Source organism: Pseudonocardia sp. 73-21, assembly GCF_001899645.1.
Classification (GTDB): Bacteria; Actinomycetota; Actinomycetes; order Mycobacteriales; family Pseudonocardiaceae; genus Pseudonocardia.
In genome coordinates this window covers 171,548-197,247 of the sequence record NZ_MKVV01000091.1, presented here as the reverse complement: position 1 = coordinate 197,247, position 25,700 = coordinate 171,548, and the positions used below count along the sequence as shown (strand labels likewise).

26 protein-coding genes are annotated in these 25,700 nt (G+C 74.0%); 16 read left to right on the top strand and 10 right to left on the bottom strand.

Annotated elements, in window-relative coordinates:
• Positions 1-5: 5 nt before the first annotated feature.
• From BGP03_RS28830 to BGP03_RS28820, 3 genes are all read right to left on the bottom strand, one after another.
• Positions 6-1,160 (bottom strand): CaiB/BaiF CoA-transferase family protein, encoded by a 1,155-nt coding sequence (locus BGP03_RS28830; protein ID WP_298799088.1) that lies wholly within the window; start codon positions 1,158-1,160, stop codon positions 6-8.
• Positions 1,161-1,251: 91 nt separating this feature from the next.
• Positions 1,252-4,131 carry an HAD-IB family hydrolase gene (locus BGP03_RS28825; protein WP_298799087.1) on the bottom strand — a complete coding sequence of 960 codons (2,880 nt, stop codon included), beginning with the start codon at positions 4,129-4,131 and terminating at the stop codon, positions 1,252-1,254.
• 20 nt (positions 4,132-4,151) lie between these two features.
• Complete coding sequence (locus tag BGP03_RS28820; protein ID WP_298799086.1) at positions 4,152-6,383, bottom strand: glycerol-3-phosphate 1-O-acyltransferase; 2,232 nt, start codon at positions 6,381-6,383, stop codon at positions 4,152-4,154.
• 157 nt (positions 6,384-6,540) lie between these two features.
• Between BGP03_RS28820 and BGP03_RS28815 the strand changes: the two genes are divergently transcribed.
• Genes BGP03_RS28815 through BGP03_RS28800 form a run of 4 tightly spaced genes read left to right on the top strand, consistent with a single transcriptional unit; the run spans position 6,541 to position 10,282 of the window.
• Complete coding sequence (locus BGP03_RS28815) at positions 6,541-6,756, top strand: hypothetical protein (RefSeq protein WP_296368327.1); 216 nt, start codon at positions 6,541-6,543, stop codon at positions 6,754-6,756.
• A gap of 10 nt (positions 6,757-6,766) precedes the next feature.
• Positions 6,767-7,903, top strand: coding sequence for a flotillin family protein (locus tag BGP03_RS28810; protein WP_296368326.1), 1,137 nt, complete (start codon positions 6,767-6,769; stop codon positions 7,901-7,903).
• A gap of 58 nt (positions 7,904-7,961) precedes the next feature.
• Positions 7,962-9,059, top strand: coding sequence for a glycosyltransferase (locus tag BGP03_RS28805; RefSeq protein WP_296368324.1), 1,098 nt, complete (start codon positions 7,962-7,964; stop codon positions 9,057-9,059).
• A gap of 44 nt (positions 9,060-9,103) precedes the next feature.
• Positions 9,104-10,282, top strand: a complete 1,179-nt coding sequence (locus BGP03_RS28800) for a GNAT family N-acetyltransferase (RefSeq protein WP_296368322.1) — start codon at positions 9,104-9,106, stop codon at positions 10,280-10,282.
• A gap of 284 nt (positions 10,283-10,566) precedes the next feature.
• Here BGP03_RS28800 and BGP03_RS28795 read toward each other — a convergent pair whose 3' ends face one another.
• The gene (locus BGP03_RS28795; protein ID WP_298799085.1) at positions 10,567-11,304 is read right to left on the bottom strand and encodes a hypothetical protein; all 738 of its coding nucleotides are present in this window, start codon (positions 11,302-11,304) and stop codon (positions 10,567-10,569) included.
• 154 nt (positions 11,305-11,458) lie between these two features.
• Here BGP03_RS28795 and BGP03_RS28790 point away from each other — a divergent pair, with 154 nt between their 5' ends.
• A complete protein-coding gene (locus BGP03_RS28790) occupies positions 11,459-12,319 on the top strand; it encodes a tryptophan 2,3-dioxygenase family protein (RefSeq protein WP_296368316.1) in 861 nt (286 codons plus the stop codon).
• Positions 12,316-13,539 (top strand): aminotransferase class V-fold PLP-dependent enzyme, encoded by a 1,224-nt coding sequence (locus tag BGP03_RS28785; RefSeq protein WP_298799084.1) that lies wholly within the window; start codon positions 12,316-12,318, stop codon positions 13,537-13,539. The genes BGP03_RS28790 and BGP03_RS28785 overlap by 4 nt, the downstream gene beginning before the upstream one ends.
• On the opposite strand, the gene BGP03_RS28780 is transcribed toward BGP03_RS28785, so the two are convergent.
• Positions 13,524-14,660 (bottom strand): serine hydrolase domain-containing protein, encoded by a 1,137-nt coding sequence (locus BGP03_RS28780; protein ID WP_296368311.1) that lies wholly within the window; start codon positions 14,658-14,660, stop codon positions 13,524-13,526. The two genes, BGP03_RS28785 and BGP03_RS28780, sit on opposite strands and share 16 nt — an antisense overlap.
• Positions 14,661-14,733: 73 nt before the next feature.
• Between BGP03_RS28780 and BGP03_RS28775 the strand changes: the two genes are divergently transcribed.
• Together BGP03_RS28775 and BGP03_RS28770 are read left to right on the top strand one after the other, a co-directional pair.
• Positions 14,734-15,258, top strand: a complete 525-nt coding sequence (locus BGP03_RS28775; protein WP_296368309.1) for a MarR family winged helix-turn-helix transcriptional regulator — start codon at positions 14,734-14,736, stop codon at positions 15,256-15,258.
• Between the two features lie 5 nt (positions 15,259-15,263).
• Positions 15,264-15,599, top strand: coding sequence for a YnfA family protein (locus BGP03_RS28770; protein ID WP_296368553.1), 336 nt, complete (start codon positions 15,264-15,266; stop codon positions 15,597-15,599).
• Here BGP03_RS28770 and BGP03_RS28765 read toward each other — a convergent pair.
• Positions 15,574-16,386, bottom strand: coding sequence for a nucleotidyltransferase domain-containing protein (locus BGP03_RS28765; RefSeq protein WP_296368308.1), 813 nt, complete (start codon positions 16,384-16,386; stop codon positions 15,574-15,576). The two genes, BGP03_RS28770 and BGP03_RS28765, sit on opposite strands and share 26 nt — an antisense overlap.
• A gap of 25 nt (positions 16,387-16,411) precedes the next feature.
• Here BGP03_RS28765 and BGP03_RS28760 point away from each other — a divergent pair, with 25 nt between their 5' ends.
• From BGP03_RS28760 to BGP03_RS28750, 3 genes are all read left to right on the top strand, one after another.
• Positions 16,412-17,206, top strand: a complete 795-nt coding sequence (locus tag BGP03_RS28760) for an SDR family oxidoreductase (RefSeq protein WP_296368306.1) — start codon at positions 16,412-16,414, stop codon at positions 17,204-17,206.
• The gene (locus BGP03_RS28755; protein ID WP_296368305.1) at positions 17,203-17,964 is read left to right on the top strand and encodes a 5-formyltetrahydrofolate cyclo-ligase; all 762 of its coding nucleotides are present in this window, start codon (positions 17,203-17,205) and stop codon (positions 17,962-17,964) included. Before BGP03_RS28760 ends, BGP03_RS28755 begins: the two co-directional genes overlap by 4 nt.
• A 385-nt stretch (positions 17,965-18,349) precedes the next feature.
• Positions 18,350-18,595, top strand: a complete 246-nt coding sequence (locus BGP03_RS28750; RefSeq protein WP_296368303.1) for a hypothetical protein — start codon at positions 18,350-18,352, stop codon at positions 18,593-18,595.
• A 125-nt stretch (positions 18,596-18,720) separates the two neighbouring features.
• On the opposite strand, the gene BGP03_RS28745 is transcribed toward BGP03_RS28750, so the two are convergent.
• Positions 18,721-18,942 carry a hypothetical protein gene (locus BGP03_RS28745; RefSeq protein ID WP_296368302.1) on the bottom strand — a complete coding sequence of 74 codons (222 nt, stop codon included), beginning with the start codon at positions 18,940-18,942 and terminating at the stop codon, positions 18,721-18,723.
• On the opposite strand from BGP03_RS28745, the gene BGP03_RS28740 reads away from it, so the two are divergent.
• The gene (locus BGP03_RS28740; protein WP_296368301.1) at positions 18,934-19,131 is read left to right on the top strand and encodes a LuxR C-terminal-related transcriptional regulator; all 198 of its coding nucleotides are present in this window, start codon (positions 18,934-18,936) and stop codon (positions 19,129-19,131) included. The two genes, BGP03_RS28745 and BGP03_RS28740, sit on opposite strands and share 9 nt — an antisense overlap.
• Here the strand turns inward: BGP03_RS28740 and BGP03_RS28735 are convergent.
• Positions 19,095-20,213: an ROK family protein gene (locus BGP03_RS28735; RefSeq protein ID WP_296368300.1), complete on the bottom strand. Its 1,119-nt coding sequence runs from the start codon at positions 20,211-20,213 to the stop codon at positions 19,095-19,097. The genes BGP03_RS28740 and BGP03_RS28735 overlap by 37 nt on opposite strands.
• A gap of 108 nt (positions 20,214-20,321) precedes the next feature.
• Here BGP03_RS28735 and BGP03_RS28730 point away from each other — a divergent pair, with 108 nt between their 5' ends.
• A complete protein-coding gene (locus BGP03_RS28730) occupies positions 20,322-21,650 on the top strand; it encodes a glycogen debranching protein (RefSeq protein WP_298799082.1) in 1,329 nt (442 codons plus the stop codon).
• A gap of 20 nt (positions 21,651-21,670) precedes the next feature.
• Here BGP03_RS28730 and BGP03_RS28725 read toward each other — a convergent pair whose 3' ends face one another.
• Entirely contained in the window at positions 21,671-22,003 is a 333-nt protein-coding gene (locus tag BGP03_RS28725; protein WP_296368298.1) for a hypothetical protein, read from the bottom strand.
• A 104-nt stretch (positions 22,004-22,107) separates the two neighbouring features.
• On the opposite strand from BGP03_RS28725, the gene BGP03_RS28720 reads away from it, so the two are divergent.
• The 3 genes from BGP03_RS28720 to BGP03_RS28710 all read left to right on the top strand — a co-directional run bounded on the left by BGP03_RS28720 (position 22,108) and on the right by BGP03_RS28710 (position 24,320).
• Positions 22,108-22,344: a DUF397 domain-containing protein gene (locus BGP03_RS28720; protein ID WP_296368551.1), complete on the top strand. Its 237-nt coding sequence runs from the start codon at positions 22,108-22,110 to the stop codon at positions 22,342-22,344.
• 92 nt (positions 22,345-22,436) lie between these two features.
• Positions 22,437-23,333, top strand: a complete 897-nt coding sequence (locus BGP03_RS28715; RefSeq protein ID WP_296368297.1) for a helix-turn-helix transcriptional regulator — start codon at positions 22,437-22,439, stop codon at positions 23,331-23,333.
• A 21-nt stretch (positions 23,334-23,354) separates the two neighbouring features.
• Positions 23,355-24,320 (top strand): RluA family pseudouridine synthase, encoded by a 966-nt coding sequence (locus tag BGP03_RS28710; RefSeq protein ID WP_296368295.1) that lies wholly within the window; start codon positions 23,355-23,357, stop codon positions 24,318-24,320.
• Here BGP03_RS28710 and BGP03_RS28705 read toward each other — a convergent pair.
• A complete protein-coding gene (locus tag BGP03_RS28705) occupies positions 24,270-25,604 on the bottom strand; it encodes an MFS transporter (protein WP_298799081.1) in 1,335 nt (444 codons plus the stop codon). The two genes, BGP03_RS28710 and BGP03_RS28705, sit on opposite strands and share 51 nt — an antisense overlap.
• Positions 25,605-25,700 lie beyond the last annotated feature (96 nt).

Here is a 25,700-nt window from a genome sequence, read left to right as displayed (position 1 = left end):
CACGCTCAGGTTGCGCTCGACCCCTCCAGCCACGCGAGGATCGCCTCGGTGTGCTCGCCCACCGCGGGGATCGGGTCCAGGCGCGGTTCCCGGCCCGGCAGCGTGATCGGCGGCAGCAGGGTGCGGATCGGACCCACCGGCGAGCCCACCTCACGCCAGCGGTCCCGGGCCGCGAGCTGGGGGTGCTCCAGCACCTCCGCCACCTCCCGGCGCCGCCCGTAGGCGATGCGGGCGTCGGAGAGCCGGCCCGTCAGCTGCTCGCCCGTCAGGTCCGCCAGTGCCGCGCCGATCTCGGCGTGCAGGGCGGGACGGTTGGCCACCCGCCGGGCTCCGGTCTCGAAGCGCTCGTCGGTCGCCAGCGACGGCCGGCCCAGCACCCCCGCGCAGAACGCCACCCACTCGCGCTCGTTCTGGATGCCGATCACCACCTCGGTGCCGTCACCCGCGGCGAACGTGCCGTAGGGGGCGATGGCGGCGTGGCTCGTGCCGCGGCGCCGCGGGGGTGCACCGTTGCCGGCCGTGTACTGCAGCGGGAACCCCATCCACTCCACCAGCGCGTCGAAGAGGCTGATCTCCAGGTGCGTGCCGACGCCCGTGCGCTCGCGGTCGTAGAGCGCGGCGAGGATGCCCGAGAACGCGTACATCCCGGCCCCGATGTCGGCGGCGGGGATGCCGGCCTTCGCGGGCTCGTCCGGCGACCCCGTCACCGAGACGAGCCCGGCCTCGGACTGGATCAGCAGGTCGTAGGCCTTCGCGTCGCGGTAGGGACCGTCGGGGCCGTAGCCGGAGATCGAGCAGGTGATCAGCCGGGGGTGCCGCCCGCGCAGCTCCGCCGCCCCCAGCCCGAGCCGCTCGGCCGCACCGGGGGCGAAGTTCTGCACGAACACGTCGGCGCGCTCGATCAGCCGGGCCATCACGCCGCCGTCGTTCTTGAGGTCGACGGCGATCGACTCCTTGGAGCGGTTGAGCCACACGAAGTGGCTCGACAGGCCGTGCACCGTCTCGTCGTAGGCGCGGGCGAAATCGCCACCGCCGGGCCGCTCCACCTTGATCACCCGCGCCCCCAGCTCCGCGAGCTGGCGCGTGGCGAACGGCGCGGCGACCGCCTGTTCGCACGAGACGACGACGATCCCATCGAGAGGCAGCACGCGCCCGATCATGCCCCAGCCGGGTCGTGAGCGGATATCGGTGCCCCGGCACCGATATCCGGCGCCCGCTTCAGCGCGCACGGGCGGCGCCGGCCGCTGCCCCTCAGCCGCCCAGCGCCACCACCTCGTCCAGCCCCGCCTGCAGCCCCGCCACCAGCACGTCCGGCTCCGTCACCGCACCGGCGTCGACATTGACCCCGATGCAGCACGTGCCGTCGTGGGTGATCAGCGTGATCATCGCCGCGCACCCGGGCAGCGGCCCGAACGGGAACATGCGCGTGATCCGGGAACCTGCGATCCACACCGGGTAGGAGATGCCTGGCAGGCTGCTGGCCTGCACGTCGTTGGCCGCCGTCATCCGCCCCGACATCGCGCCCACCACGACGCCGGGCAGCAGCCGCAGCGCGGGCGCCAGCAGCCCCACCGGGTCGACGGCGGTGCCGCTGCGCGCCTCCCGCACGAAGTCGTGCACCGCCCGGATCCGGGCCGCCGGGTCGGTCTCGGCCAGCGGCGCGGCGAAGCGGGCGCCGGTGAACCGGTTGCCGCCCTGGGGGTCGTCCTGGGTGCGCAGGCTGATCGGGATGCCGATCGGCAGGGTCTCGACATCGCCTGCGCCGCAATGGATGTGGTAGCGGTGGAACCCGCCCAGGATCGCGGCGAGGAAGCCGTCGTTGACCGACCCGCCCGCCGCCTTCGCCCCGGCCTTCAGCGCCGCCAGCGGCACCTCGAGGGTGTCGAAGTGCCAGTCGCCCGTACGGTGCGCGAGCAGCGGCGACCCGTCGGGCGGCGGTTCCACGACGCGGCCCAGCGCCCGCACCGCGTCGACCGCCTGCGATGCCGTCCCGAACGGATGCGTCAGCGCCCCGAGCCCGCGCCGCAACGCCGCACCGGGCGCGGCGCGGACCGTGCGCTCGATCTGCCCGGTCAGCAGCCCGACGGGCGACGCCGCCGTGGGCGCCGGCCGGGGAGGCTCGGGACGCTCCGGATCGTGCTCGGGCCCGCGGCTGTGCAGCTGCGCCATCAGCTGGACGGCACCGAGCCCGTCCGTGGCCGAGTGGTGGGTGGTGACGACGTAACCCGCACTCCCGTCCTCGAGCCCCTCGACCAGCAGCGACCGCCACAGCGGACGGTCGCGGTCGAACGGCGCCTCCGCGAACTCCGCGACGACGTCGAGCAGCTGGCGTCGCGACCCGGGCGCGGGCAGCGTCACGTGGTGCACGTGGTGGTCGAGATCGATCTCGTCGACCGTGACCCAGGTGGGCGCGCCGACCCCCAGCGCAGGGTCCACGACGCACTGACGCATCCGCGGCACCATCCGCGACGCCCACTCGTGCGCGGCGCGCAGGCGCTCCCGGTCGGGGGCGTGGTCGAGCGTCTCCAGCAGGGTGACGTTGGAGCGCAGCCGGGCGTCGCCGGTCTCGCCGCGCCACATCGCGGTCTCCAGGGCGTTCATCTCCGTCGAGGTGCCCCAGTCCAGCGGCACGTCGACCGGACCCTGCGGGCCGTCGGTGACCTGCACGGCGCGATCGCCCCACCGGCCCAGCGTCTCGAGATAGAGGTCGCGCACCATCTCGACGTGCTTGTCGAGCTCGTCGACGGTCCAGTCGTCGGTGGGGATCGGCGGCAGCACCGTGACCTGCACGGTGCCCTCCCGCACGGTCGACGCGCCGCGCCACATGAGCTCGCCGGCGTTGCGGATCACGATGGGCACGATCGGCACGCCCGCCTGCATCGCAACGTGGAACGCACCCTTCTTGAACCGGCCCAGCGCGGGGGTGGCCGAGCGCGTTCCCTCCGGGGCGACGACGAGCGAGACGCCCTCCCGCAGCCGCTGCACGGCCGGTTCGAGCGCGGCCTTCGCCGAGGTGGTGTCGGTTCGGTCGACGAACGCGACGTCGGCCAGCCGGAACGCCAGCCCGAACCCCGGGATGTTCGCCGCCTCCTTCTTGGCCACGGCGGAGAACCCCGTGCGCAGCAGCTTCGCGATGATGATCACGTCGAGCTGGCTCTGGTGGTTGAACAGGAACACCGCGGGCCGGGCGTCGACGAGGTGCTCGGCGCCACGGACGTCGAGCTTCACGCCGGCCAGCGCCGTGCCGAACTCGCCGCCGAGGGTGAGCGCGAGGTCGACGGCGTCACGCCGGGTGCCCGCCCCGACCAGCGCGTTCACCGCGCCGAGGGCGAGCCCCGTGCCGAAGCCGCCCAACGTGCCGCCGATGGCGCCGACGGTGCGCGCCACCTCACGCGCCCCCGGCCTGCCCCGGGACCGGAAGTTCGCGATCGGCCAGTTCTTGCGCGCCGCCTCCGCCGCGAGCCCCGGCTCGGGGTTGAGCGCCCGCGCCCGCCCGACGGTGCCGAGGAACGCCGCGTCCTCGGTGCCGTTGGAGTAGGCGTAGCTGTTGATCATGTCGATGTCGTGCGCGGCCCCGAACGCACGGACGGCCGTGGCCTTGCCCGCGCGCCACAGCGGCGGCCCGCCCGGCCGCCCGGTGCACAGCCCGTTCTCGAACTCCACGGGCGTCACGAGCACGTGCTCGACGCCCATCGCGCGCGCCGCGGGCTCCACCTGGAAACGCGTGGCCGACGACGCCAGCACCACCGTGTGGCCCGCGCTCCGGTGCGCCTCCACGAGCCGCCACGCCTCCGGGTACAGCGATCCCGCGATGCCCTGGCTCCACAGCCGCTCCCCCAGCTGCGTCAGCTCGTCCTCGCTGCGCCCGGCCCACGACCGCATGCCGAGGACGAAGAACTCCTCGAAGTCCTCCTCGGTGGTGACCCCGCGCAGGCCGACGAGCAGCATCCGCCCGATGTCGACGGGCGTGACGTGGCCCGAGCGCAGGTGGTGGCGCGCGAAGGCGCCCAGGAAGTAGCCGTCGATCAGCGTGCCGTCGAAGTCGAAGAACGCGGCGATCTCCGGTCCCTGCGGGCCCGCCTCGACGTCCGCGATGAGGCGCGCCTCGTCCCACTCCGCATCAGCGCTCATGTTCGACTCGCAAGCTCGTCTCAGGGCTCAACACCCACCACCTCCCGCCGCACCGCGGCGTCGATCTCGTCGATCCTCGTCACCCGGGCGACCGCGCCACGCAGCTGCCTCGCGAACACCTCGCGCCGCTCCGCCAGCTCGTCGCGCCCCGGGTCGACCAGGTCCCGGTTGGCCGCCAGCTTCAGCGCGCTCGCGAACAGCTCCCGCGAGAGCGACTCGGGCCCGTGCAGTCTGCCCTGCAGCAGCATCTGCTGCCCGACCCCACCGCACTCGTCGAGGAACTCCTTCTCGACGACGGGTGTGCGCGGGTCGTGCGCCGCCAGCCGCAACGCCACCACCAGCTGCGCGTCGACGAACGAGCGCAGCACGCGATGGGCGATGAGGAAGTCGGCACCGGCGAGCGTGGCCTCGCCGTCCGCGCTGTCCCACGACGCCCCCAGCCGGGCCAGCTCGGCCGTGAGCCCCTCGCGGTAGGTGTCGCGGTCGGGGAAGAAGAACTCGAACTTCAGCAGGTCGCGCAGGGTGAGCGCGTGCTCCCAGCGGTCGACGGGAGCCGAGAGCAGCACCACCTCCGCGATCGCGCGGTCGACGAAGTGGTGGATGGCGCTGTTGCGGTAGAACGCGGCGATGAGGTGCTGCCCGCGCTCGATGGAGTAGACCGGCTCCTCGCCGCCGGTGTAGGTGGTGACCACCTTGGACTGCGCGAGCGCGGCCAGCACCCGCCGCACCCCGGCGTCGTTGTGCAGGGCGTCGCCGGACGCCACGAGCCCCCGCTTCTCCAGGTAGGCCTGCACGGGCTCGAGGACGCGCCGCACCTGCCCGAGCGTCAGCGCCCGGTCGCGGACGCCCAGCAGGGCCAGCGTCACCAGGGCGGTGGCCACGACCGGCGTCACGCGGTTGATGCCGACGGCGACCTCGAACGCCACCTTCTGCAGGGCCAGCCGGCGCGCCTTCTCGTCCGCGCTGTCCGCCGGGAGCGCGCCCTTGAGCGAGATCGGGTCGGCGAACCGGACGTAGGCCGAGCCGATCGGCGAGAGCTGCGCCTTGGCGTAGCGCGCCAGCCACGCCAGGCCCTCCCCCTTCTTCGGCGCCCCCACCTGCTCCGCGGCCATCGCCGTGACCTCGCGGAGCTGGTCGTAGGTGATCGACACCGGCACGAGGTAGACGTCCTCGGTGCGGCTCTGCTCCACGGCCTCGGCCACGTTGGCCAGCAGCCCGTAGCGGGGCGGGCGCAGCTTGCCGGTGCGGGAGCGACCCCCCTCCATGTACCACTCCATGTTGAAGCGCTTGGAGAGCAGGAACGCGAAGTACTCGCGCACGGCGAGCTTGTAGATCTCGTCGTCGCCGAAGCTGCGGCGGATGAACACGATGCCCGCGCGCTTGGCCAGCGGCCCGAGCGGCCAGAACCGCAGGTTGTCGCCGCCGAGCACGTGGTTGCGGGGGAAGTCGTGGTCGGCCAGGACGTCGGCGAGCAGCAGCGGGTCGGTGTAGGAGCGGTGGCTGGGCAGGAACACCAGCGCGTGCCGCTTGTTGAGCTCGCGCAGCTTCTCCAGCCCCGACTCGTCGACGTGCACGTCCCACGCCCGCGAGTGCAGCGGCCGCAGCACGCCCGAGAGCAGGTCGACGGCCATCGGGCTCATCGACGCCACGAGCCCGTGCAGGTCGGCGGCGGCCTTCTCGGCGACCTCGGCCTCGGGCAGCTCCAGCCTCGCGGCCAGCTCCCGGATCTCCCGGCGGAACTCGGGGCTCCCGTCGACGGCCTCGACGATGTGCTTGGGCACCTTGTAGCGGTCGCCCACCAGTACCCGCTCGGCCCGTTCGAGGGCGAGGCCGGCCTGGCGCGCCACGAACTCGGCGAACCCGGTGTCCACGCCCACGACCCGGCGGCCGTAGCGCCGGCGCAGGTCTCCGACCGTGGCCGCCTCGGCGACCACCACCACCGCCCGGTCGGGTTCGCGGCGCGCGATCCGGGCCTGTGCGGCGGCGGAGGGATGGCGCGGGTTGCTCAGCGTCGCCACGTCGGCCCAGCGGACGCGGCGCTGCCCGTTGCGCTCGCGGGGCAGCCACGCCACCCGCACGGGCGCGATCACCGTGTCGTCGTCGAGTCCGGCGAGCGGCTGCGCGAGCGCTGCCCCGCGCACCGGCAGGACCGCCGCCGGCTCCAGTTCCTCCTGCGCCATCCACTCCTTGACCAGACCGCGCTCGACCACGGTGACGGCGTCGACCACCACGACAACGGGACTTCCTGCCATGGCGCCCATCCTGTCCCATCCGGTGAGCGCGGTCACCCACTCGCGCCGGGCCTTTCGTCCGGTACGCGGAGATCCCAGGTCAAGACCTGATCAAAGGTTCCGCCGGAGGAGCGCCACAGGGCTACTTTCCGGTCGAGGACGGCGGGAGGTGAGGGCCGTGGGGAGCGACGACTCCGTCGTGGGGCGCGTCGGGCTCGTCACCCATGCGACCCGCGGCCCGGACGGCGCCGGCGAGGTGAAGGTCTCGATCCGCGGTGGGTCGGAGATCTTCCTGGCCTGGTCCGACGAACCGCTCCCGAAGGGCGCGACGGTGCTCGTCGTCGCCTCCCGGGGAGCCCGTGCTCTCGACGTCGTCCCCTGGACAGCACCGTGAGGAGAAGCTGATGTTCGGATATCGAGTACCCGCACCCGACGAAGCCATGTTGATCTCCGGTGGGAAGGGCGGGGCGGGCGGCAGCCCGTTCCGGGTCGTCACCGGGCACGGCGCGTTCGTCATGCCGTTCTTCCGCAAGGCCAGCTTCCTCACCCTCGCCATGTGCGAGGCGGAGGTCGCCGAGGCGTGCGTGACCCGTCAGGCGATCGCGCTCAACGTCCGCGCCGTGATCGCGTTCAAGGTCGGCAACGACGACGAGAGCATCGTCAACGCCGCCCGCCGTTTCCTGTCCGACCAGGACCAGATGGCCGTCCTCACCGGCCGGATCTTCGCCGGTCACCTGCGCTCGATCGTGGGCTCGATGACGGTGGAGGAGATCGTCACCGAACGCCAGAAGCTGGCGATGGAGGTGCTCGACGGGTCCAAGACCGAGATGGCGGCGCTCGGGCTGACGGTCGACTCGCTGCAGATCCAGTCGATCGACGACATGAACCTCGGCTACATCCAGGCCATGGCCGCCCCGCACAACGCGGCCATCCAGCGGGAGGCGCAGATCGCGCAGGCCCAGGCCGACCAGAAGGCCGCGGAGGCCAACCAGCAGTCGCAGCGCACCCAGGCCGAGTACGCCCGGCAGACCGCCGTCATCCAGGCGCAGTACCGGGCCGAGATCGAGACGGCCCAGGCGCAGGCGAGCCAGGCGGGCCCGCTCGCGGCGGCCCAGGCCACGCGCGAGGTCATCGCCGCGCAGACCGAGCTGGCCCAGCGGGCCGCCGAGCTGCGCCAGCAGCAGCTCATCGCCGAGGTCGTGCGTCCCGCCGAGGCCGAGGCCGAACGCGTCCGCATCCTGGCCGTCGCGGACGCCGAGAAGATGCGGATCCAGGCCGAGGCCGCCGCGTCCAACGACCGGGTCGCGTTGGACCGCATGCTCATCGACCAGCTGCCCGAGATCGTCAAGCAGGCGGCGAGCGGGCTGTCCGGCGCGAACGTCACCGTCCTCAACGGCGCCGACGGGCTCGGGGAGATCGCCGCGGGCCTGGTCGGACAGGGTCTGGCGATCCTCGACTCGGTCAAGAAGGCCACCAACTCGCCCGTTCCGGACGAGACCCCGAAGGGCAATCCGGACGATCTGCGGGCAATCTCCTCCTGACGCGGCGGAGGTAGGGTCCACGATCGAGTGACACCCTGCCTACCCACCGGAGTGGCCTGTGAAGATCGCCCATCTCGTCCCGACCCTGCACCCCGGAGGCCCCGAGATCGGGCTGAGCGACCTCGCCGGGGCCTCCCGCGAAGCAGGCTTCGAGATGGTGGTGGTCGCGATCGCGGCGACGTCGGAGACCTCGGAGCTCAGCGCGCTGCACCGCACCGGCACGCCGGTCGTGGAGCTGGGCCTGGCGCCGTGGGACCCGCGGTCGGCGACGAAGGTGGCCCGGGTGCTGCGCGAGGGCCGGATCGACCTCGTGCACACCCACCTCCCGCCGGCCGACGTCGTCGGTGCGGCGGCGGCGCTGCGGAACCGCATCCCGGCCGTCTCGACGCTGCACATCATCGGCGACCAGCCCGCCGACCGCGTCGACCGGCTCAAGCGCACCGCCCGGATCCTGGCCCGGCAGCGGTTCATGGCCCGCACCATCGCGATCTCGCAGGTGCAGCGCGAGTGGTACCGCAAGCTCTCCGGTGACGACCCTAAGCTGCTGGTGGTGCCCAACGGCGTCGCCGATCCCGGGCCCGTCGACGAGGGCGTGCGGGACCGCCGGCGCACCGCGCTGGACGTCGCCGACGGCGAGGTGCTGGCTCTGAGCAGCGCCCCGATGCGCCGCGACCAGGGCCACGAGCTGCTCCTCGACGCGGTGGAGGCGCTCCCCGACGGTCTGCCGCTGGTGGTCGTCCTGGCCGGCGACGGGCCGCTGCGGCCCTGGCTGGAGTCGCGCGTGGACTCGACGCCGGCACTGGCCGAGACCGTGCGGTTCGCCCACCGGGGCTCGGACCTGCTCGCCGCCGCGGACCTCACGCTGCACACGTCCACGGTCGGGGCGCAGCCCACGGCCGTGCTGCGCGCGATGGCCGCGGGCGTCCCGACCATCGCCACCCGCGTCGGCGGGATCCCGGAGCTCGTCACGCCGGGCACCGGCGTCCTGGTGCCGCGCTCGGCGGGGGCGCTGACCGACGCGTTGGTGTCGTTGACCGAGGACACCGACCGGCGCGAACGCCTCGGGGCCGCGGCCCGGGCGCGCTTCCTCGACGGCTTCGAGGCGGTCGGCTGGGCGCGGCGGCTGCGCGAGGTCTACGCCTCCGTCCTGGCCTGAAACCGCCTCGACGCCGGGGTGGCGCCTCGGCAGACTCACGGGCCGTGACCCCCGTGCTGCGCCGCGCCACCGCCGAGGATCTGCCCGCCGTCTCCGCCGTGGACGGGCGGGCGTTCGGCTACCAGCACACCCCCGAGGACATCGAGGCCGTCGCGAAGCTGTGGGAACCCGAGCGGTTCCTGCTGGCCTGCGACGGGGAGGAGATCGTCGGCGTCGCCGGGTCCTGGGACATGACGCTGACCCTGCCGGGCGGGGCGCCGCTGCCCTCGCCGGGCGTCACGTGGGTGGCGGTGGCGGCCACGCACCGCCGGCGCGGCATCCTGCGCTCGCTCATGACCGAGCTGCACCGCGGCTACCTCGACGACGGGCTCGCCGTGTCGATGCTGACGGCGAGCGAGGGCACCATCTACGGCCGTTTCGGCTACGGCCCGGCCACCGTGGAGCGCTTCGCGCGCATCGAGCGGCGCCGGGCCGTTATGCGCGCCGACGTCCCCGATCCCGGCGGCGTCCGCTACACCGACACCGACGGGGCCCGCCGGCACGCCGCGGAGGTGCACCGGCGCTGGTGCCGTGTGCAGCCGGGTGCGGTGTCGCGCAGCGAGCAGTGGTGGGACGACCTGCTGCTCGACCCCGAGTGGCGCCGCCACGGCGCGTCGCCGCTGTTCCACCTGACGCATCCCGACGGCTACGTGTCCTACCGCATCAACCAGGACGACGGCACGTGCCGGATCCGCGACTTCTTCGCCGCCACCGGGGATGCCCACGTCGCGCTGTGGCGGCTGCTGCTCGGGCTCGACCTGGTGGAGACGATCACCGTCGACGATCTCGCGCTCGACGACCCCCTGCCGTTCCTGCTCACCGACCCCCGCCAGGTGCGCACCACCGGGATGCCCGACGGCCTGTGGGTCCGCGTCCTGGACGTGCCGGCCGCGCTGTCGGCCCGCCGCTACGCGGTGGAGACCGACGTGGTGCTGGAGGTGCACGACCCGTTCCTCGACCGGGGCGGCCGGTTCCGGCTGCGGGGCGGTCCGGACGGGGCCACGTGCGAGCCCACCGGCGCGACCGCCGATGTGGACGTCGAGATCCGGGCGCTGGGCTCGATGCTGCTGGGCGGGCACCGCGCGTCCACGCTGGCCCGCGCCGCGCTGGTGACCGGGGCCGTCGGGCGGATCGACGCGGCGTTCACCGCGGAGCGGGAGCCGAGGTTCGCCACGCACTTCTGATCGGGATCACCACGGGCGCGCGAGGCGTTCGGGCTGCCGCCGGCAGCGGCCCCGGCCATCGTCGGACGGCATGGCCACCCTCTGGGCGTTCATGACCGCCCCCGACGCCCAGGCCTGCTACGGCTGGCTCACCGCCCTCGCCCGCGGCCTCGGCCGGCGCCCTCTTCACCACCGTGGCCACGAGCCCCGGTGCTGGGCTGGAGGCGACCCGGTCCCTGACCGGCTGATCGCCTGGCACACCTCAGCGGGCACAGCTACCTCGGCACCCGCCGAGCGGCTCGCCATCACGGGTGCAGCGGCGCCAGGCAGAGGACGGTGCCGGGCTTGCCTTCCACGCCCTGCCAGAAGGAGCTGGTGGCGTTGGGGAAGTCGGAGCAGGCGAACAGGCTCGCCGCGATCATGGTCTTGTCCTCGACCTTGCCCGCCACCTTGAACTGGGCCGACGGCTCGCCGCACCCGACCACCTTCACGTCGTTCTCGCCGGTCTGGGCCACGCAGTCGCCGACCGCGGCGGAGACGGGCGCCGGCGCGCCGAAGGTCACGTACCAGCCCACGCCGCCGAGGGCGGCGACCACGACACCCGCGGCGATCCACCGGCCGACCCGGCCGCGTCGGCGGGGCGCGGGCGGGCCGTCGGTGACGGGCGCCGCCGGGACCTCTCCGAGCGGCGGGCGGAGCGGGACGGGCCCACCAGGTCCGGCGGGTGCACCCGCGAACGGCGCACCCGGCCGGCCGAACTGCGGCTGGCCGACCTGGGGCTGGCCCATCTGGGGTCGGCCGGACTGCGGCCGGCCGAACTGCGGCTGCTGCGGGCCGACGTAGGGACCACCGGCCGGGTGGCGCGGCCCGGGAACCCGGGGGTTGCCCGGCCCCACCTGCTGCGGCCCCACCTGCTGCGGCCCGGCGTAGGGGCCGGGGGCGGCGGGGCGCCCACCCACGGGCTGCCACGCACCACGCTCCGACGCCATGGCCCGGTAGCCCTGGTCCGTGTTCCGCTGGCCGGTGCGTCCGAGCTCGTTCATGGCGTCTCCCCTGGTCCGCGCCCCGTCGGCGCCGTGGACACAAGGATCGGCCGCAGGAGCGCGCGGCGGGACCACCGCGACGGCCCGGTTGAGCTGCCGGGCGGGAAGGGTTTGCTTACCGTCCGGAAAGGAGCGGCACCTACAGTCGGGGACCATGAGCCCCCGCCGCATCGAGGACGAGATCGTGCGCGACTTCCGCGCAGGCCCGGAGGGCCGGGTCAATCTCTCCTACGGCGCCTACCTGCATCTCGACGAGCTGCTGTCGACGCAGCACCCCGTCAGCCGCCCCGAGCACCACGACGAGCTGCTGTTCGTCATCCAGCACCAGACCTCCGAGCTGTGGCTCAAGCTGATGCTCCACGAGCTGCGCGCGGTGCAGGCGCAGCTGGCCGGCGACGACCTGCGGCGCGCACTCAAGGGGCTCGCGCGTGTCAAGCACATCCAGCGCACGCTCACCGACCAGTGGTCGGTGCTCGCCACGCTCACGCCGTCGGAGTACGCGGAGTTCCGCAGCTTCCTGGGCACCTCGTCGGGGTTCCAGTCCGACCAGTACCGCGCCGTCGAGTTCGTGCTGGGCAACAAGGACGCGAACATGCTGGACCTGTTCGGCCATGATCCCCGCGCCCGCGCGCAGCTCACCGACCTGCTGGAACGGCCCAGCGTCTACGACGAGTTCCTGCGCTACCTCGCCCGCCACGGCCACCCCGTGCCCGACGAGCTGCTCGACCGCGACGTCACGAAGGCCCACGTGTTCACCCCCGACCTGGTGCCGGTGTTCCGTGGGATCTACGAGGACGCGGCCGGCAACTGGGAGGCCTACGAGGCGTGCGAGGAGCTCGTGGACCTGGAGGAGAACTTCCAGCTCTGGCGGTTCCGGCACCTCAAGACGGTGGAACGGGTGATCGGCACCAAGCGCGGCACGGGCGGCTCCAGCGGGGTGTCGTTCCTGCGCAAGGCCCTGGAGCTGACGTTCTTCCCGGAGCTCTACGCGGTACGGACGGAGATCGGGGCATGAACGCGGAGGACCTCGACGCCGCCGACCCGCTCGCCCACTTCCGCGACCGGTTCCTGCCCAGCCCGGACGTCGTCACCTACTTCGACGGCAACTCGCTCGGCCGCCCCCCGATCGTCACGGCCGAGCGGATCGAGGCGTTCGTCCGCGAGGAGTGGGCGGGCCGGCTCATCCGCGGCTGGACCGAGCCCACGGACCAGGGCGGCTGGATGGAGTGGCCGGGCCAGGTCGGCGACCGGCTCGCCGCCGCCGCGCTCGGCGCCGGTCCCGGCCAGACGGTGGTGGCCGACTCCACCACCGTCCTGCTCTACAAGCTCGCCCGCGCCGCGGTGGACTCCGACCCCGACCGGCGCGAGATCGTCGTCGACACCGACAACTTCCCCACCGACCGCTACGTCCTGGAGGGCATCGCGGCCGAGCGCGGCGCCACGCTGCGCTGGATCGAGACCGACCCGGCTACCGGGATCACGCCCGAGCAGGTGGCGGCCGTGGTCGGGCCGGCGACGGCGCTGGTGCTGGCCAGCCACGTCGCCTACCGGTCGGGCTGGATCGCCGACGCAGAAGCGATCACGCGCATCACCCACGACGCGGGCGCGCTCGCGCTGTGGGACCTCAGCCACTCGGTCGGCTCCGTGGAGCTGGAGCTGGACGCGTGGGGCGTCGACCTCGCCGTCGGCTGCACCTACAAGTACCTGGGCGGCGGGCCCGGCTCCCCCGCGTTCGGCTACGTCCGCCGCGGCCTGCACGAGTCGGTGCGCCAGCCGATCCAGGGTTGGATGGGGCGTCGCGACCCCTTCGAGATGGGCCCCGGCTACACCCCGGCCGCCGGCGTGCGCGGCGTGGTCAGCGGCACGCCGCCGATCCTCGCGATGGTGCCGCTGCTGTCGGGGCTGGAGATGCTGGAGGAGGCGGGCATCGCGGCGGTGCGCGCGAAGTCGGTGGCGCTCACCGCGTTCGCGCTGGAGATCGTCGACGCCGAGCTGGTGCCGCTCGGCGTCGAGGTGGTCTCCCCCCGCGACCCGGCCCGCCGCGGCGGCCACATCACGCTGCGCCGCAACGGTTTCCGGCACGTGCTCGACGCGCTGTGGGCGCGCGGCGTGATCCCCGACTACCGCGAGCCCGACGGCATCCGCATCGGCCTGTCCCCGCTCTCGACGAGCTTCGCCGAGGTGGAGCGGGGGCTGGCCGTGATGCGCGACGTGATCGTTCAGAGCGCCTCGTAGAACGCCGTCAGGTAGGCGGCGGCGTTGTCCGAGCCGACGAGTCCGGGCTGCATCCGGTTCATCATGTAGGCAATGGTGACGCGCCGGTCGAGGTCGTTGACCACCATCGACCCGCCCCAGCCGCCCCAGAAGCAGATCCGTCCCCCGGGGATGTAGGGCACCGTCGCGGGCGTCGGCAGGGCGTAGCCGACGCCGAAGCGGATCGGCGCACCGAGCACGAGGTCCACGCCGTCGACCTGCAACTCGAAGATCGTCTCGATCGTCCGGGGCGACAGCAGCCGCACGTCCCCGACGGCCCCGCCGTGGCTGACCACCGACTGGATGCGCGCCAGCGACCGCGCGTTGCCGTGCCCGTTGGCCGCGCCGATGTCGGCGGCGCGCCAGTCGTCGGTCCAGGCCACCGAGGCGTCGGGGGCGGGCCCGGTGAACGTCTTCACGACGACGCTGTCCGGGTCGAGCGCGGCGAGGTCGACGGGCGACGGCGGCGGGGGCACGACGTTCGCCACACGCGCGTACTCCGAGGGCTCCACGCCGATCGTGAAGTCCGCACCCAGCGGCCCGGCGATCTCCGCGGCCACGAACTCCTTCAGGCTCTGCCCGGTGATCCGGCGGACGACCTCGCCGACGAGGTGGCCCATGTTCAGCGCGTGGTAGCCCGACGCGGTGCCCGGCTCCCACCAGGGCTCCTGCGCGGCCAGCATCGACGTCGAGCGCTCCCAGTCGTAGATGTCCTCGACGACCACCGGCTGCGCCCACCCCGAGACGCCCGAGGTGTGCGACAGCAGGTGCCGGACCTCGACGGCCTCCTTGCCCGCCGCCGCGAACTCCGGCCAGTACTTCGCGACCTTCGCGTGGACGTCGAGCTCGCCGCGGTCGACGAGCAGCAACGCCGCCAGCGCCGTCACGGTCTTGGTGGACGACCAGACGTTGGTGATCGTGTCGCGGCCCCATCCGGTGGTACGCGCGTCGTCCTGCCAGCCGCCCCAGATGTCCACCACCGGCTCGCCGTCGGCGACCACCGCGATCGACGCGCCGAGCTCGTGGTCGGCGTCGAGCCGTTCCTGCAGCACCTCCCGCAACCGGCCGAACCGTTCGTCGCACACACCCTGGACCGTCGTCATCCCTGGGACGCTAGCGCCCGGGACGCGAACGGTGTGACAGCCGAACGGCCCAGGCCCCGTCTAGGCTGCACCGGTGCCCGACGACGACCTCGACTACTGGTCGTTCATCGACGTCGCGATCGAACGCACCGCGCGGGAGCAGCCCGGCCTCGACGCCGCGGCCATGCGGCTGGTACTGAGCCTCTACCGCGCGTCCAACGCGATGGTCTACGACCTGGAGTCCACGGTGCACCGGCCCCGGGGCTGGTCGTGGCCGGGATTCCGGGTGCTGTTCGTGCTGTGGCTGACCGCGCCGATGGAGGCCAAGCGGGTGGCACAGCTGTCCGGGATGAGCCGCGCGGCGGTGTCCGCGCTGGTCAACACGCTCGAACGCGACGGGCTGGTGTCACGGCGCAAGGCCGGCCACGACCGGCGCGCGGTGGAGCTGTCGCTGACCGCGGCCGGGCGCGCGACGATGAGCAGTGCGTTCGCCGCCCACCACGACCGCGAACGGACGTGGGCATCGGCCCTCGACGACGACGAGGTGGCCACGCTCACCCGCCTGCTGGACAAGATGATGGCCTCGCCGGTGGCCCGGGCGGCGAACCGGCGACACTGATCGTCGTGACGGTCCTGAGGTCGATCCTGCTGTTCGCGCTCGCCGCCGTGGCCGAGATCGGCGGCGCCTGGCTGATCTGGCAGGGCGTGCGCGAGCACCGGGGCATCTGGTGGATCGGCGCGGGCATCGTGGCGCTGGGCGCCTACGGGTTCGTGGCCACCCTGCAGCCGGACGCGAACTTCGGCCGGATCCTCGCCGCGTACGGGGGCGTGTTCGTCGCGGGGTCGCTGGCCTGGGGCATGGTCGCCGACGGCTACCGGCCCGACCGCTTCGACGTGATCGGCGCCGTGGTCTGCCTGGTCGGCGTCGCCGTGATCATGTACGCACCACGGCCCGCCTGACGTCGGTGAGCAGCGCGTCCGCCGCGTCCAGGGTGGCGGTGAGCTCCGCGGGCGACGAGCCGGTGCGCGCGAACAGGCGCTGCGCCCGGGCCGCGAAGTCGGCGGGCGCACCCGGCAGCCGTCCGGCCGCCGCGACCAGGCCCTTCTCGTTGACGACCCACCGCGCGGCGTGGGCGTGCAGCGCGTGTGCACACAGCCCGACCGCCCGGAACAGGCACCCGGCCACGTAGGCGCTGTCGCCGCGGCCGACCACCTTGCGCGCGACCGTGATCGTGAACTCCGCCTCGTCCAGCCGTCCGACGAGCGAACGGGCCAGAAGCGCCGGGTACAGGCGCGCGTCACGGTGCAGGGCCGTCAGCTCGCCCGTCGGGTCCGCGAGGACCACGCCGAGCGCCGCCTCCCCCGCATACGCGACGTCGAGGAAGCCCAGCGGATGCCCCACCTGGGCGTGCCAGGCGTGCCGGCCCCCGCGCGCGTCGCGCCAGGCGGCCTGGACGCGGTCGACGTCGCGGAAGATCCAGTCGACGGCCGTGTCGTCGATGCGCAGCCAGGCGCCGCCGTCGACCCAGGGGCCCCACGCACCCGGTGAGGTGACCGCACCCCACGGCGCGGCGAGCTCCCGCAGCGCCCCGACGTCCAGCGGCGGGCGGTAGTAGACGCCGAGGTCCACATCGGACTCGGGCGCGTGGCCGCCGCGCGCGCGGCTGCCGCCGAGCAGCACGGCGACGACGCCGTCCACGGCCACGAGCCGGTCGGCGATCTCGCGCAGCCGCGCGTCGCTGATCACCCGGTGAGGATGGCAGGGTGTCGCCATGTCCGCGACAACATCTGCCGTCGTCACCGGCGCCGCCCGCGGCTTCGGCCGCGAGATCGCCCGCCGTCTCGTGGCCCGGGGCCACCGCGTGCTCCTCACCGACCTCGACGCCGACCTGGTCGGCGCCACCGCCGACGAGCTCGGCGCCACCGGCATCGCCGCCGACGCGCGGCTGGCCACCGACCACCGCAAGGTCGCGGCGGCGGCCGCCGAGCTGGGACCGGTCGGCGTCTGGGTGAACAACGCGGGCGTGCTGCGGGCCGGGAAGGCCTGGGAGCACCCCGACGACGACGTGGCGCTGATGATCGACGCCAACCTGCTCGGCGTCGTGCACGGGTCGCGCGCCGCCGTCGAGGCGATGCGTTCCCGTGGCGGGCACCTGCTCAACATCGCGTCGATGTCGGCGCACGGTCCGGTGCCGGGGCTGGCGGTCTACGCGGCCACGAAGTCGGCCGTGCTGAACTTCACCACCAGCCTCCAGGGCGACCTGGCACTGGACCGCATCCCGATCCGGGCGCACGCCCTGTGCCCGGACGCCGCCGACACGGCCCTGGTGCGCAACGAGCAGTCGCACCGCGACACCGCGATGCTGTTCTCCCGCACGACGCTGCTGACCCCGGAGGCCGTCGCCGACGCGGCGGTCGGGCTGCTCGACGGGAAGCGGGTCGTCCGCTCGCTGCCGGGCGCCCGGGCCGGGCTCGCCCGCGTGGGCGGGATGCTGCCGAGCATCGGTCTGCCGGTGCTCGCCCGGATGCGGGCCCAGGGCGACAAGCGCCGCGTCTCCGGGTCGTGAGCCGCCGCCACGACCACGACGCCGGCGGTGACGCGGACCTGCGCGCGGCCAAGGCCGCGCTGCGCGACCAGGTGTGGACCGCGCTCACCGAGGCCCGGGTCGCACGGTTCCCGGGTGCGCGCAACCGGATCTCCAACTTCACCGGGGCGGAGGCGGCGGCCGAGCTGCTGCGGGCGACCGACGCGTGGGCGGCGGCACGGACGGTCAAGTCCAACCCCGACTCCGCCCAGCTCCCGGTGCGGCAGCGGGCGCTGCAGGACGGCAAGGTCGTCTACATGGCCGTGCCGCGCCTGGCCGAGCCCGAGCCGTTCTTCCTGCTCGATCCCGACCACCTCGCCGACCCGCCACGCAAGGCCGCCTCGATCGCCGGGGCCGCCCGCTCGGCCCGTCGCGTGACGGTGGCGGAGCTGGCGCCGGTGGACCTGGTCGTCACCGGGTGCGTGGCCGTCGGCGAGGACGGCGCCCGGCTGGGCAAGGGCGGCGGGTTCGCCGACCTGGAGTTCGCGCTGGCCACCGCGGCCGGGCTGATCGGCCCGCAGACCCTGGTCGTCACCACGGTGCACGAGCTGCAGGTGCGCCCGGCCGGCGTGATCCCGACGACCGTCCACGACGCACCGGTCGATCTCGTGGTCACACCCGAGCGGGTGCTGGACTGCCGCAGCCTGCGAGGCGAACGGCCCACCGGGGGCATCCGGTGGGCGGAGCTGACGCCGGAGAAGATCGCGGCCATCCCGCTGCTGCAGGCGCTGCGCGTCTGACTCGGGCCAGGACCGCGGGGTCCGCCACGAACGCGGTGAACACCTGGTCGCGGACGAGGAACACCGCCACCGAGAAGACCCCGGTGCTGGCGCCCACCGTGATCGCGGACGCCCGCAGCGCCGCCGGGAGCCGGGCCCGGTCGCCTCTGCCCGTTGCCGGGCTCGGTGCGCCGCTCGACGAAGCCGCGCCGCTCGAGCCCCTGCAGGAGGCTCGAGACGCTGGCCGCGCTCGTGCGGGTCGTCTGCGCGATGTCGCGCTCGCGGATCCAGTCCCCACCGGCCTTCCGCTGGCCCCATCCCCGATCCAGCGGACGAGTCCGAGGGAGGTGGTGAGCTCGGATGCATCGGTCAGCGCTCGAACCCAGGGCAGTGCCATGATGCGTCCATGGCGGAAGCAGTGCTGGTGGGCGGGCCGTGGGACGGACACCTCGAGACCGTCACGCTCGGCGACGACGGCCTGCCACCCGCGCGGATCCCCCGCCACCGGGACACCACGATCTGGACCGAGGACACCGGCCACATGCCGGTGCGCATCCCGGAGCGCGCCTACCGCCGCCGCGGCCCGGACCCCGCGGACCCGACGGGCGAGCGCTGGATCTACGAGCCGGACGTCACCGACCCCCTGGTCTGACGGCGGAGCACCCCCGAACGTCGCAGCCCGGGTCAGCCCCCGCCGCCGGGCCGCACCCGCACCACCACGTCGGCGTCGGTGACGCGCTCGACGCCCACGCTGAAGCGAGTGGGCACGGCGTCAGGTCAGAGGGCGAGCCACGCCGCCCCGTCCACCGGGACGGTGCCCGCCACCGGCACCGACGCCACCAGCACCGACGCGCCGGGCGGCAGCGCCACCGGTTCGTCGGACAGGTTGACGAGGCACGCGACGCCCGGGTCGCGGGTGAACGCGAGCACCCCGGGGCGCTCGGCAGCCGGCCCGCGCTCACCCCGCGCGAGCGGGAGGTGCTCGACGCCGTGGCCCACGGCCTGTCCGACCCGGAGATCGGGCGCGCCCTGCACATCGGCGAGGCCACCGTGCAGAGCCACCTGCTCAAGGGGTTCGAGAAGCTGCACGTCGGCGACCGCACCGCCGCCGGGCGGGCCATCGCCCTGGGCATCGTCGCGGCGCCCCGGCTCTACCCGACCGCCGCGTCCACCGCCTCCGGGGCGTAGACGCGGCGGGTCACCAGGCGCGCCAGCCCGCGGACCGTGGCCCGGTCGCCCAGTGCGCTGCCCTCCACCGTCGGCCGGGCGAGGTCGGCGACGGTGTCGTTCACCTGCCGTCGCACGCGGTCGACCAGCGGCGCGAGCACCCCGAGCGAACCGCCCAGCACCAGCCGGTGCGGGTTCACGGTGGTGACGGTGGTGGCCAGCGTGACGCCCAGGACGTCGGCGGCGTCGGTCAGCGCCGCGGCCACCGCGGGTTCGGCGACCCTCGCGGTGAGGTCGGCGATGCCCGCGATCCCGAGCCGCTCCAGCAGCGCCCGCCCCGAGCTGTACGCGGCGAGGCAGCCGCGGCGACCGCAGCGGCAGAGCGGCGGCGGGTCGGAGCCGCGAGCGCGGACGTGGCCGATGTCGCCCGCCACCCCACCGGCGCCGCGCAGCACGTCACCCCCGACGACGATGCCGCACCCGATGCCGGTGGCGACCTTGACGTAGACGAGCGTCTCCTCGTCGGAGCGGCACTCCCCCACCGCGGCGGCGCGGGCGTCGTTCTCCACCACGAGCGGCAGGTCCCAGCGCGCCGCGGCCGCCTCGGTGACGGCGTCGGCGGGCCAGCCCGCGAGCGTGGTGGGGTGCAGCACGGCGTTGGTCAGGGGATCGACGGCGGCGGGCACACCCACCCCGATGCCGACCAGCAGCTCCCCCGACCCGGAGGCCACGAGCTTCTCGGCGTGGTCGAGCACGGGCCCCAGCACGGCGGCCGCGCCCAGCTCGACCGCCAGCGGCATGGCGGCGCGACGGAGCTCGGTGCCCACCAGGTCGGTGACGCTGATGCGCGCGTGGGTCTGGCCGAGGTCGACGGCCAGGACGACCCGGCCGCGGTCCTCGAAGCGGATGCGCCGGGCCCGCCGGCCGCCCGTGGCCCCCAGGCTCTCGGCCTCGTAGACCAGGCCGAGCCGCAGCAGCGTGTCGAGCCGGCCGAACAGGGTGCCGCGCGACATGCCCGTGGACTCCACCAGCTGCTGGCGCGACAATCCCCCACTGGAGCGGATCAGCTCCAGCAGGTAGCCGTGGCTGGTGACCCCACTCATAGCGCGCCTCCCTCGTCGGTTCTTGACTTTACCCAGCTTCTGTCTTTCGATTGAACAGAAGTGGGCGGCGTCGCCGACCCCACCCGATTCTGGCCCTGGAGGCCACAGATGTTCGGCACGATGCTCGACGCCGGGGTCCTCCGCCCCGCCGCGGTGGAGGTCCTGCGCCGCAACGACCTCGGCACGGTCACCACCGCGGCCCCCGATCTCTACCCCCACCAGTGGAGCTGGGACGCGGCCTTCGTGTCGATCGGGCTCGCCCGGGTGGACGTGCGGCGCGCGATCACGGAGCTGCGCAGCCTGCTGTCGGCGCAGTGGAGCACCGGGATGATCCCGCACATCGTGTTCTCCCCGGGCGCGGGCGACTACTTCCCCGGCCCCGACCGCTGGGGCACCGATGATGTCACGGCCAAGCCGGCCGGGGTGCGCACGTCGGGCATCTGCCAGCCGCCCGTGCACGCCATCGCGCTACGCCACATCCTCGAGCGCGGCCGGGAGAACGGCGGCGCCGACCTCGACGCGGCCGAGGCCTTCGTGGCCGAGACGCTCGACGGCTGGCTCGCCTGGCACCGCTGGCTGGCCGAGGCCCGCGACCCCGACGGCGTCGGCCTGGTGGAGATCCACCACAGCTGGGAGTCGGGCTTCGACAACTCCCCCCGCTGGGACGCCCCCTACGCCCGGATCACCCCCGGCGAGGTGCCCGCGTTCGTGCGCCGCGACACCCTGCACGTCGGGTCGTCGGCCGAGCGGCCCACGGACGAGGAGTACACGCGCTACCTGTGGCTCGTCGAGCAGATGCGGTCGGTCGGCTACGACGACGCGCGCATGCCGGGCACCGTCGACTTCCGCGTCCGCGACGTGTTCTTCTCCGGCGTCCTGGCCGCGGCCGCCGAGGTGCTCGCCGGTATCGCCGCGGAGCTCGGCCGCGCGCGTGACGCCGCCGAGCAGCGGGCGATGGCCGCCCGGTTCCGGGCCGGCGTGGCCGCCACCGTCGATCCCGTCACCGGGCTCGCCCGCGACTACGACGTCCACGCGCAGGAGTGGATCGGCCCGCTGACGGCGGCGGGCTTCGCCCCGCTCGTGGCCGGCGGCGACCCCGACCTGCTGCCCCGCCAGCGCGCGATCCTGCTGGGCGACGACTGGATGGGCCACCCGGCGCTGCGGTTCCCGCTCCCGCCCTCGACCTCGCCCGTGAGCCCGGGGTTCCGCAGGCGCACCTACTGGCGCGGGCCCGTCTGGCCGTTCCTCAACCTGCTGCTGGGCTGGTGCTCCGCCCGCGACAGCGCGTGGGAGCTGCGCAGCGTCCTGCGCGACGCGTCACTGGAGCAGCTGGGCGACCTCACGTTCGCCGAGTACTACGAACCCATCACGGGCGAGCCGCTCGGCAGCCACAGCCAGGCCTGGACGGCAGCGGCGGCGCTGGAGTGGCTGGGCTGAGAACCCTCGTCCGGACGCCTTCAGCAGGGCTCGCCGGCGTGACACCGGCGGGCCAGCTCGGCCACCCCGTGCAGCGAGCACGGCCACGACGCGGACGGCACGCCGGTGCCGCCCTTCGTGCACGTGCGGCAGCGGCCGGACCCGTCGGGAACGTGCTGGTGGAGCAGGCGCTGCCAGACGTCGACCATCGGCGCCAGCTCGGCGGCCAGCCGGCGCAGGTCGGAACCCCGGCCACCGGACGGCGGCCGCACCACCGTCGGCCGGCCCGACGACGGGCGCCCTGACGGAGGACGCACCACAGGCAGTCCGTCGGTCCTGACGGAGGCCACCCCGGCCCCCCACGAGTAGCTCATGGCTCCCCTTGTGGCGTTCCCGATCTCGCGAGCACTGCGTGACCGACAACCCGATCGGGCGGCCGTCACGGGTTGATCGTGTCGATAGAGGCTTGCGTCCGCAAGTGCTGCTGCATGAACATCTGCACGTGCATCTCGCCGAGTCCGTCCTCCACTGGCGCAAGAGCAGCGCGAGCAATCCCAGCGGAAACTGCGTCGAGCTCGCCGAACTCGCAGGTGGGGACATCGCGGTGCGCAACTCACGGCACCCGGGCGGCCCGACGATCGTCTACACCCGGGCCGAGATGGCGGCGTTCTTCCGGGGGATCAGGAGTGGCGAGTTCGACGATCTGGCGGAGTGACGATCGGAAGCATCTTCCCGGACGTGTGAACCGCACCACCCCGTCCGTGCGAACGCTCCTCGATACCCTCTCGTGTCGGCAACGGGGAGAACATGAACGCGGTGGGCGGGCAGTCGTCTGAACGGTCGGAGGACGGTGGGGCCACCGGTGGGGGTCCCACGGTGCTGCGCATCGCGCTGGGGTCGCAGCTGCGGGCCCGGCGGGAGTACGCGGGCCTCAGCCGTGAGGTGGCGGGCGACGCCATCCGCGCGTCCACGGCCAAGATCAGCCGGCTGGAGCTGGGACGCGTCGGGTTCAAGGAGCGCGACGTCGCCGATCTCCTCACGCTCTACGGCGTGGTCGACCGCGAGGAGCGCGACCAGTTCCTCGCCCTCGCCCGGCGGGCCAACGCCCCGGGCTGGTGGCACCGCTACGCCGACCTGCTGCCCGCGTGGTTCGAGACCTACCTCGGCCTGGAGCAGGCCGCGTCGGTCATCCGGTGCTACGAGCTGCAGTTCGTCCCGGGGCTCGTGCAGACGCGCGACTACGCCCGGGCCGTCACGCTGCTGGGCCACAGCGATCCCGAGGACGTGGAGCGGCGCGTCGACCTGCGGATGCGCCGTCAGAAGATCCTGACCTCGCCCGGCGGGCCCACGTTCTGGGGCGTGGTGGACGAGGCCGCGCTGCGGCGCAGCCTCGCCGGGCCCGATCTCATGCGCGCGCAGCTCGACCACCTCATCGAGGTCAACCGGCTGCCCAACGTGTCGCTGCAGATCGCGCGGCTGAGCCAGGGCGGCCACCCCGCGGCAGGCGGCCCGTTCACCATCCTGCGGTTCGGCGAGCCGGACCTGCCCGACATCGTCTACCTCGAGCAGCTCACCAGTGCGCTCTATCTCGACAAGCGCGCCGACGTGGAGCACTACGCGGTGGTCATGGACCGGCTGTGCGCCCAGGTGGACCGACCCGCGGCCACGGAGTCGGTGCTCACGGCGATCCGCGCGGAGCTCTGAGGGCTCACTACGCTGGGGCGGATGAGGCGCAAGCTCCGGTCCCCCCTGCCGCAACGGCACGGGCTCGACGCCGTCCGGCTGCGCACCCCCGCGGACGGCGGCTGGGCGACGATGCGCGACCACCTCGTCGAGCGGCTGCCCCGCGTCGACCCCGCCCGGATCGACACGATGCTCCGCGACGGCCTCGTCGTCGACACCGCCGGGCCGATCGCACCGGACGCACCGTACGTGCCGGAGTCGTTCCTGTGGTTCCACCGGGACCTGCCCGTCGAGGCACCCGTGCCGTTCCCGATCGGGATCGTGCACCGCGACGAGGACCTGCTCGTGGTGGACAAGCCGCACTTCCTGGCCACGATCCCCCGCGGGCAGCACATCGTCGAGACCGCGCTGGTCCGCCTGCGCCGCGACCTCGACCTGCCCGCGCTCAGCCCGGCCCACCGGCTCGACCGGGTCACCGCCGGGCTGCTGATGTTCGTCGTGCGCCCCGAGCGCCGGGGCGCCTACCAGACGCTGTTCCGCGACCGGCTGGTCCGCAAGACCTATGAGGCCGTGGCCCCCCACGACCCCGGGCTGGAGCTGCCGCGCACCGTGCGCAGCCGCATCGTCAAGGACCGCGGCGTCATCTGCGCGTACGAGGAGCCGGGCGAGCCCAACGCCGAGACGCACGTGGAGCTGTTGGAGCACCGCGGGGGCCTGGGCCGCTACCGGCTCTCCCCCGCCACCGGACGCACCCACCAGCTGCGGCTGCACATGAGCGGGCTGGGCGTCCCGATCCTGGGTGACGACTTCTATCCGGTGCTCACCGACCGCCCTCTCGACGACTACAGCCGCCCGCTGCAGCTGCTCGCGTCCACGCTGGAGTTCACCGACCCGATCAGCGGCGAGCCCCGCCGTTTCACGACCCGGCGACGGCTGCAGGCGTGGAGCGACCCGCGATCACCGTCCCCAGGCCGGCCAGCAGGGCCAGCACGCCCACCAGCAGCGTGAGCGCGACGGCCGGTGGAGCGAGCAGCGCCAGCAGCGTGCCGCCCGCACCGACCATCGTCGCCGTCCCGAGCTGGTCGGCCATCTGCGCGGCCGAGGACGCGAACCCGACCTCCCCGGCCCCGGCCTGACCCAGCAGCAGGGAGGACACCGACGAGAAGGCCAGCCCATGCCCAGGCCCGCCACGGCCCACAGCGGCAGCGCCAGCCAGGAGATCCCCCACGACGGCGTCACGAGCAGCAGCCCGCCCGTGCCGAACGTCACACCGCAGAACCCGACGCGCAGCAGGACCGTCCGGGAGAGGTCCGGATGCCGTCCCTGCCACGCCGACGCGGCCGACCAGCCGAGCGACCCGACCACCAGCGGCGTGCCCGCCGCGGCCAGCGACCAGCGGTGGGTCGAGGTCAGCATCAGCGGGAGGTAGGAGTTCACGGTGAAGAACGTGCCGGTGAGCAGGCCCCGGCAGGCCACCACGGTCGCCACCCCGCGACGCGCCCGGAACACGCCGGCGGGCAGCAACCTGCGCAGGGCGGGCACCAGCAGGCCCACCGCCACCACGGCGACGGCGGCCCCCACCACACCGACGTTCTGACCGGCCCAGCTCAGCGCGACCACACCCGCCGCCGCGCCGGCCGCCGCCGCGACCAGGCCGCACCGCGGCACGGGGGCCACCCGGTCCGGGTCGGGTGGTCCGAGCCCGCGCACCGCGGGCAGGACCAGGGCCACGGCGACCAGCACGAGGGGCAGCAGCCCCAGGAACACCCAGCGCCACGACAGGTGCTCGGTGACCAGCGCCGCCAGCGGCTGCCCGACCAGCGACGGCAGCACCCACGCCGACGAGATCAGCCCGAACACCGCGGGCCGGACCCGGGCCGGGTACACGACGGCGACCAGCACGTAGATCGCCACACCCTGGCCACCCGACCCCAGCCCCTGAAGCACCCGGCCGACCAGGAGCTGCGTCATCGACGTCGCGGTGCCGGCCACGAGCAGGCCCGCGCCGAACAGCACGGGCGCCACGACCAGGGCCCCGCGGGGGCCCGTGACGTCGCACCTGCGTCCGCCCAGCACCGTGCCGACCACCGCGGCCGCCAGGAACGCGACGAGCGGCCACGCGTAGAGCGCGACGGTGCCCAGCTCGGCCACCACCGCCGGCATCGCGGTGCCCACACCCATCGACTCGAACGCGACCAGACAGATCAGCAGCACCACGCCGACGGTGGTGGCGCGGCGGTCTCGGCCGAACAGCGCAGTGCGGACACTGCCCTCGGGTGACGCCGCTCTCATCGGCACACTGTGCGTGCCGACGGCGGGCCATGTCAGCTCGTTTAGCCTTCATGGGAACGAAACGCCGTGGCACTCTGGAACGACGACATCACTGAA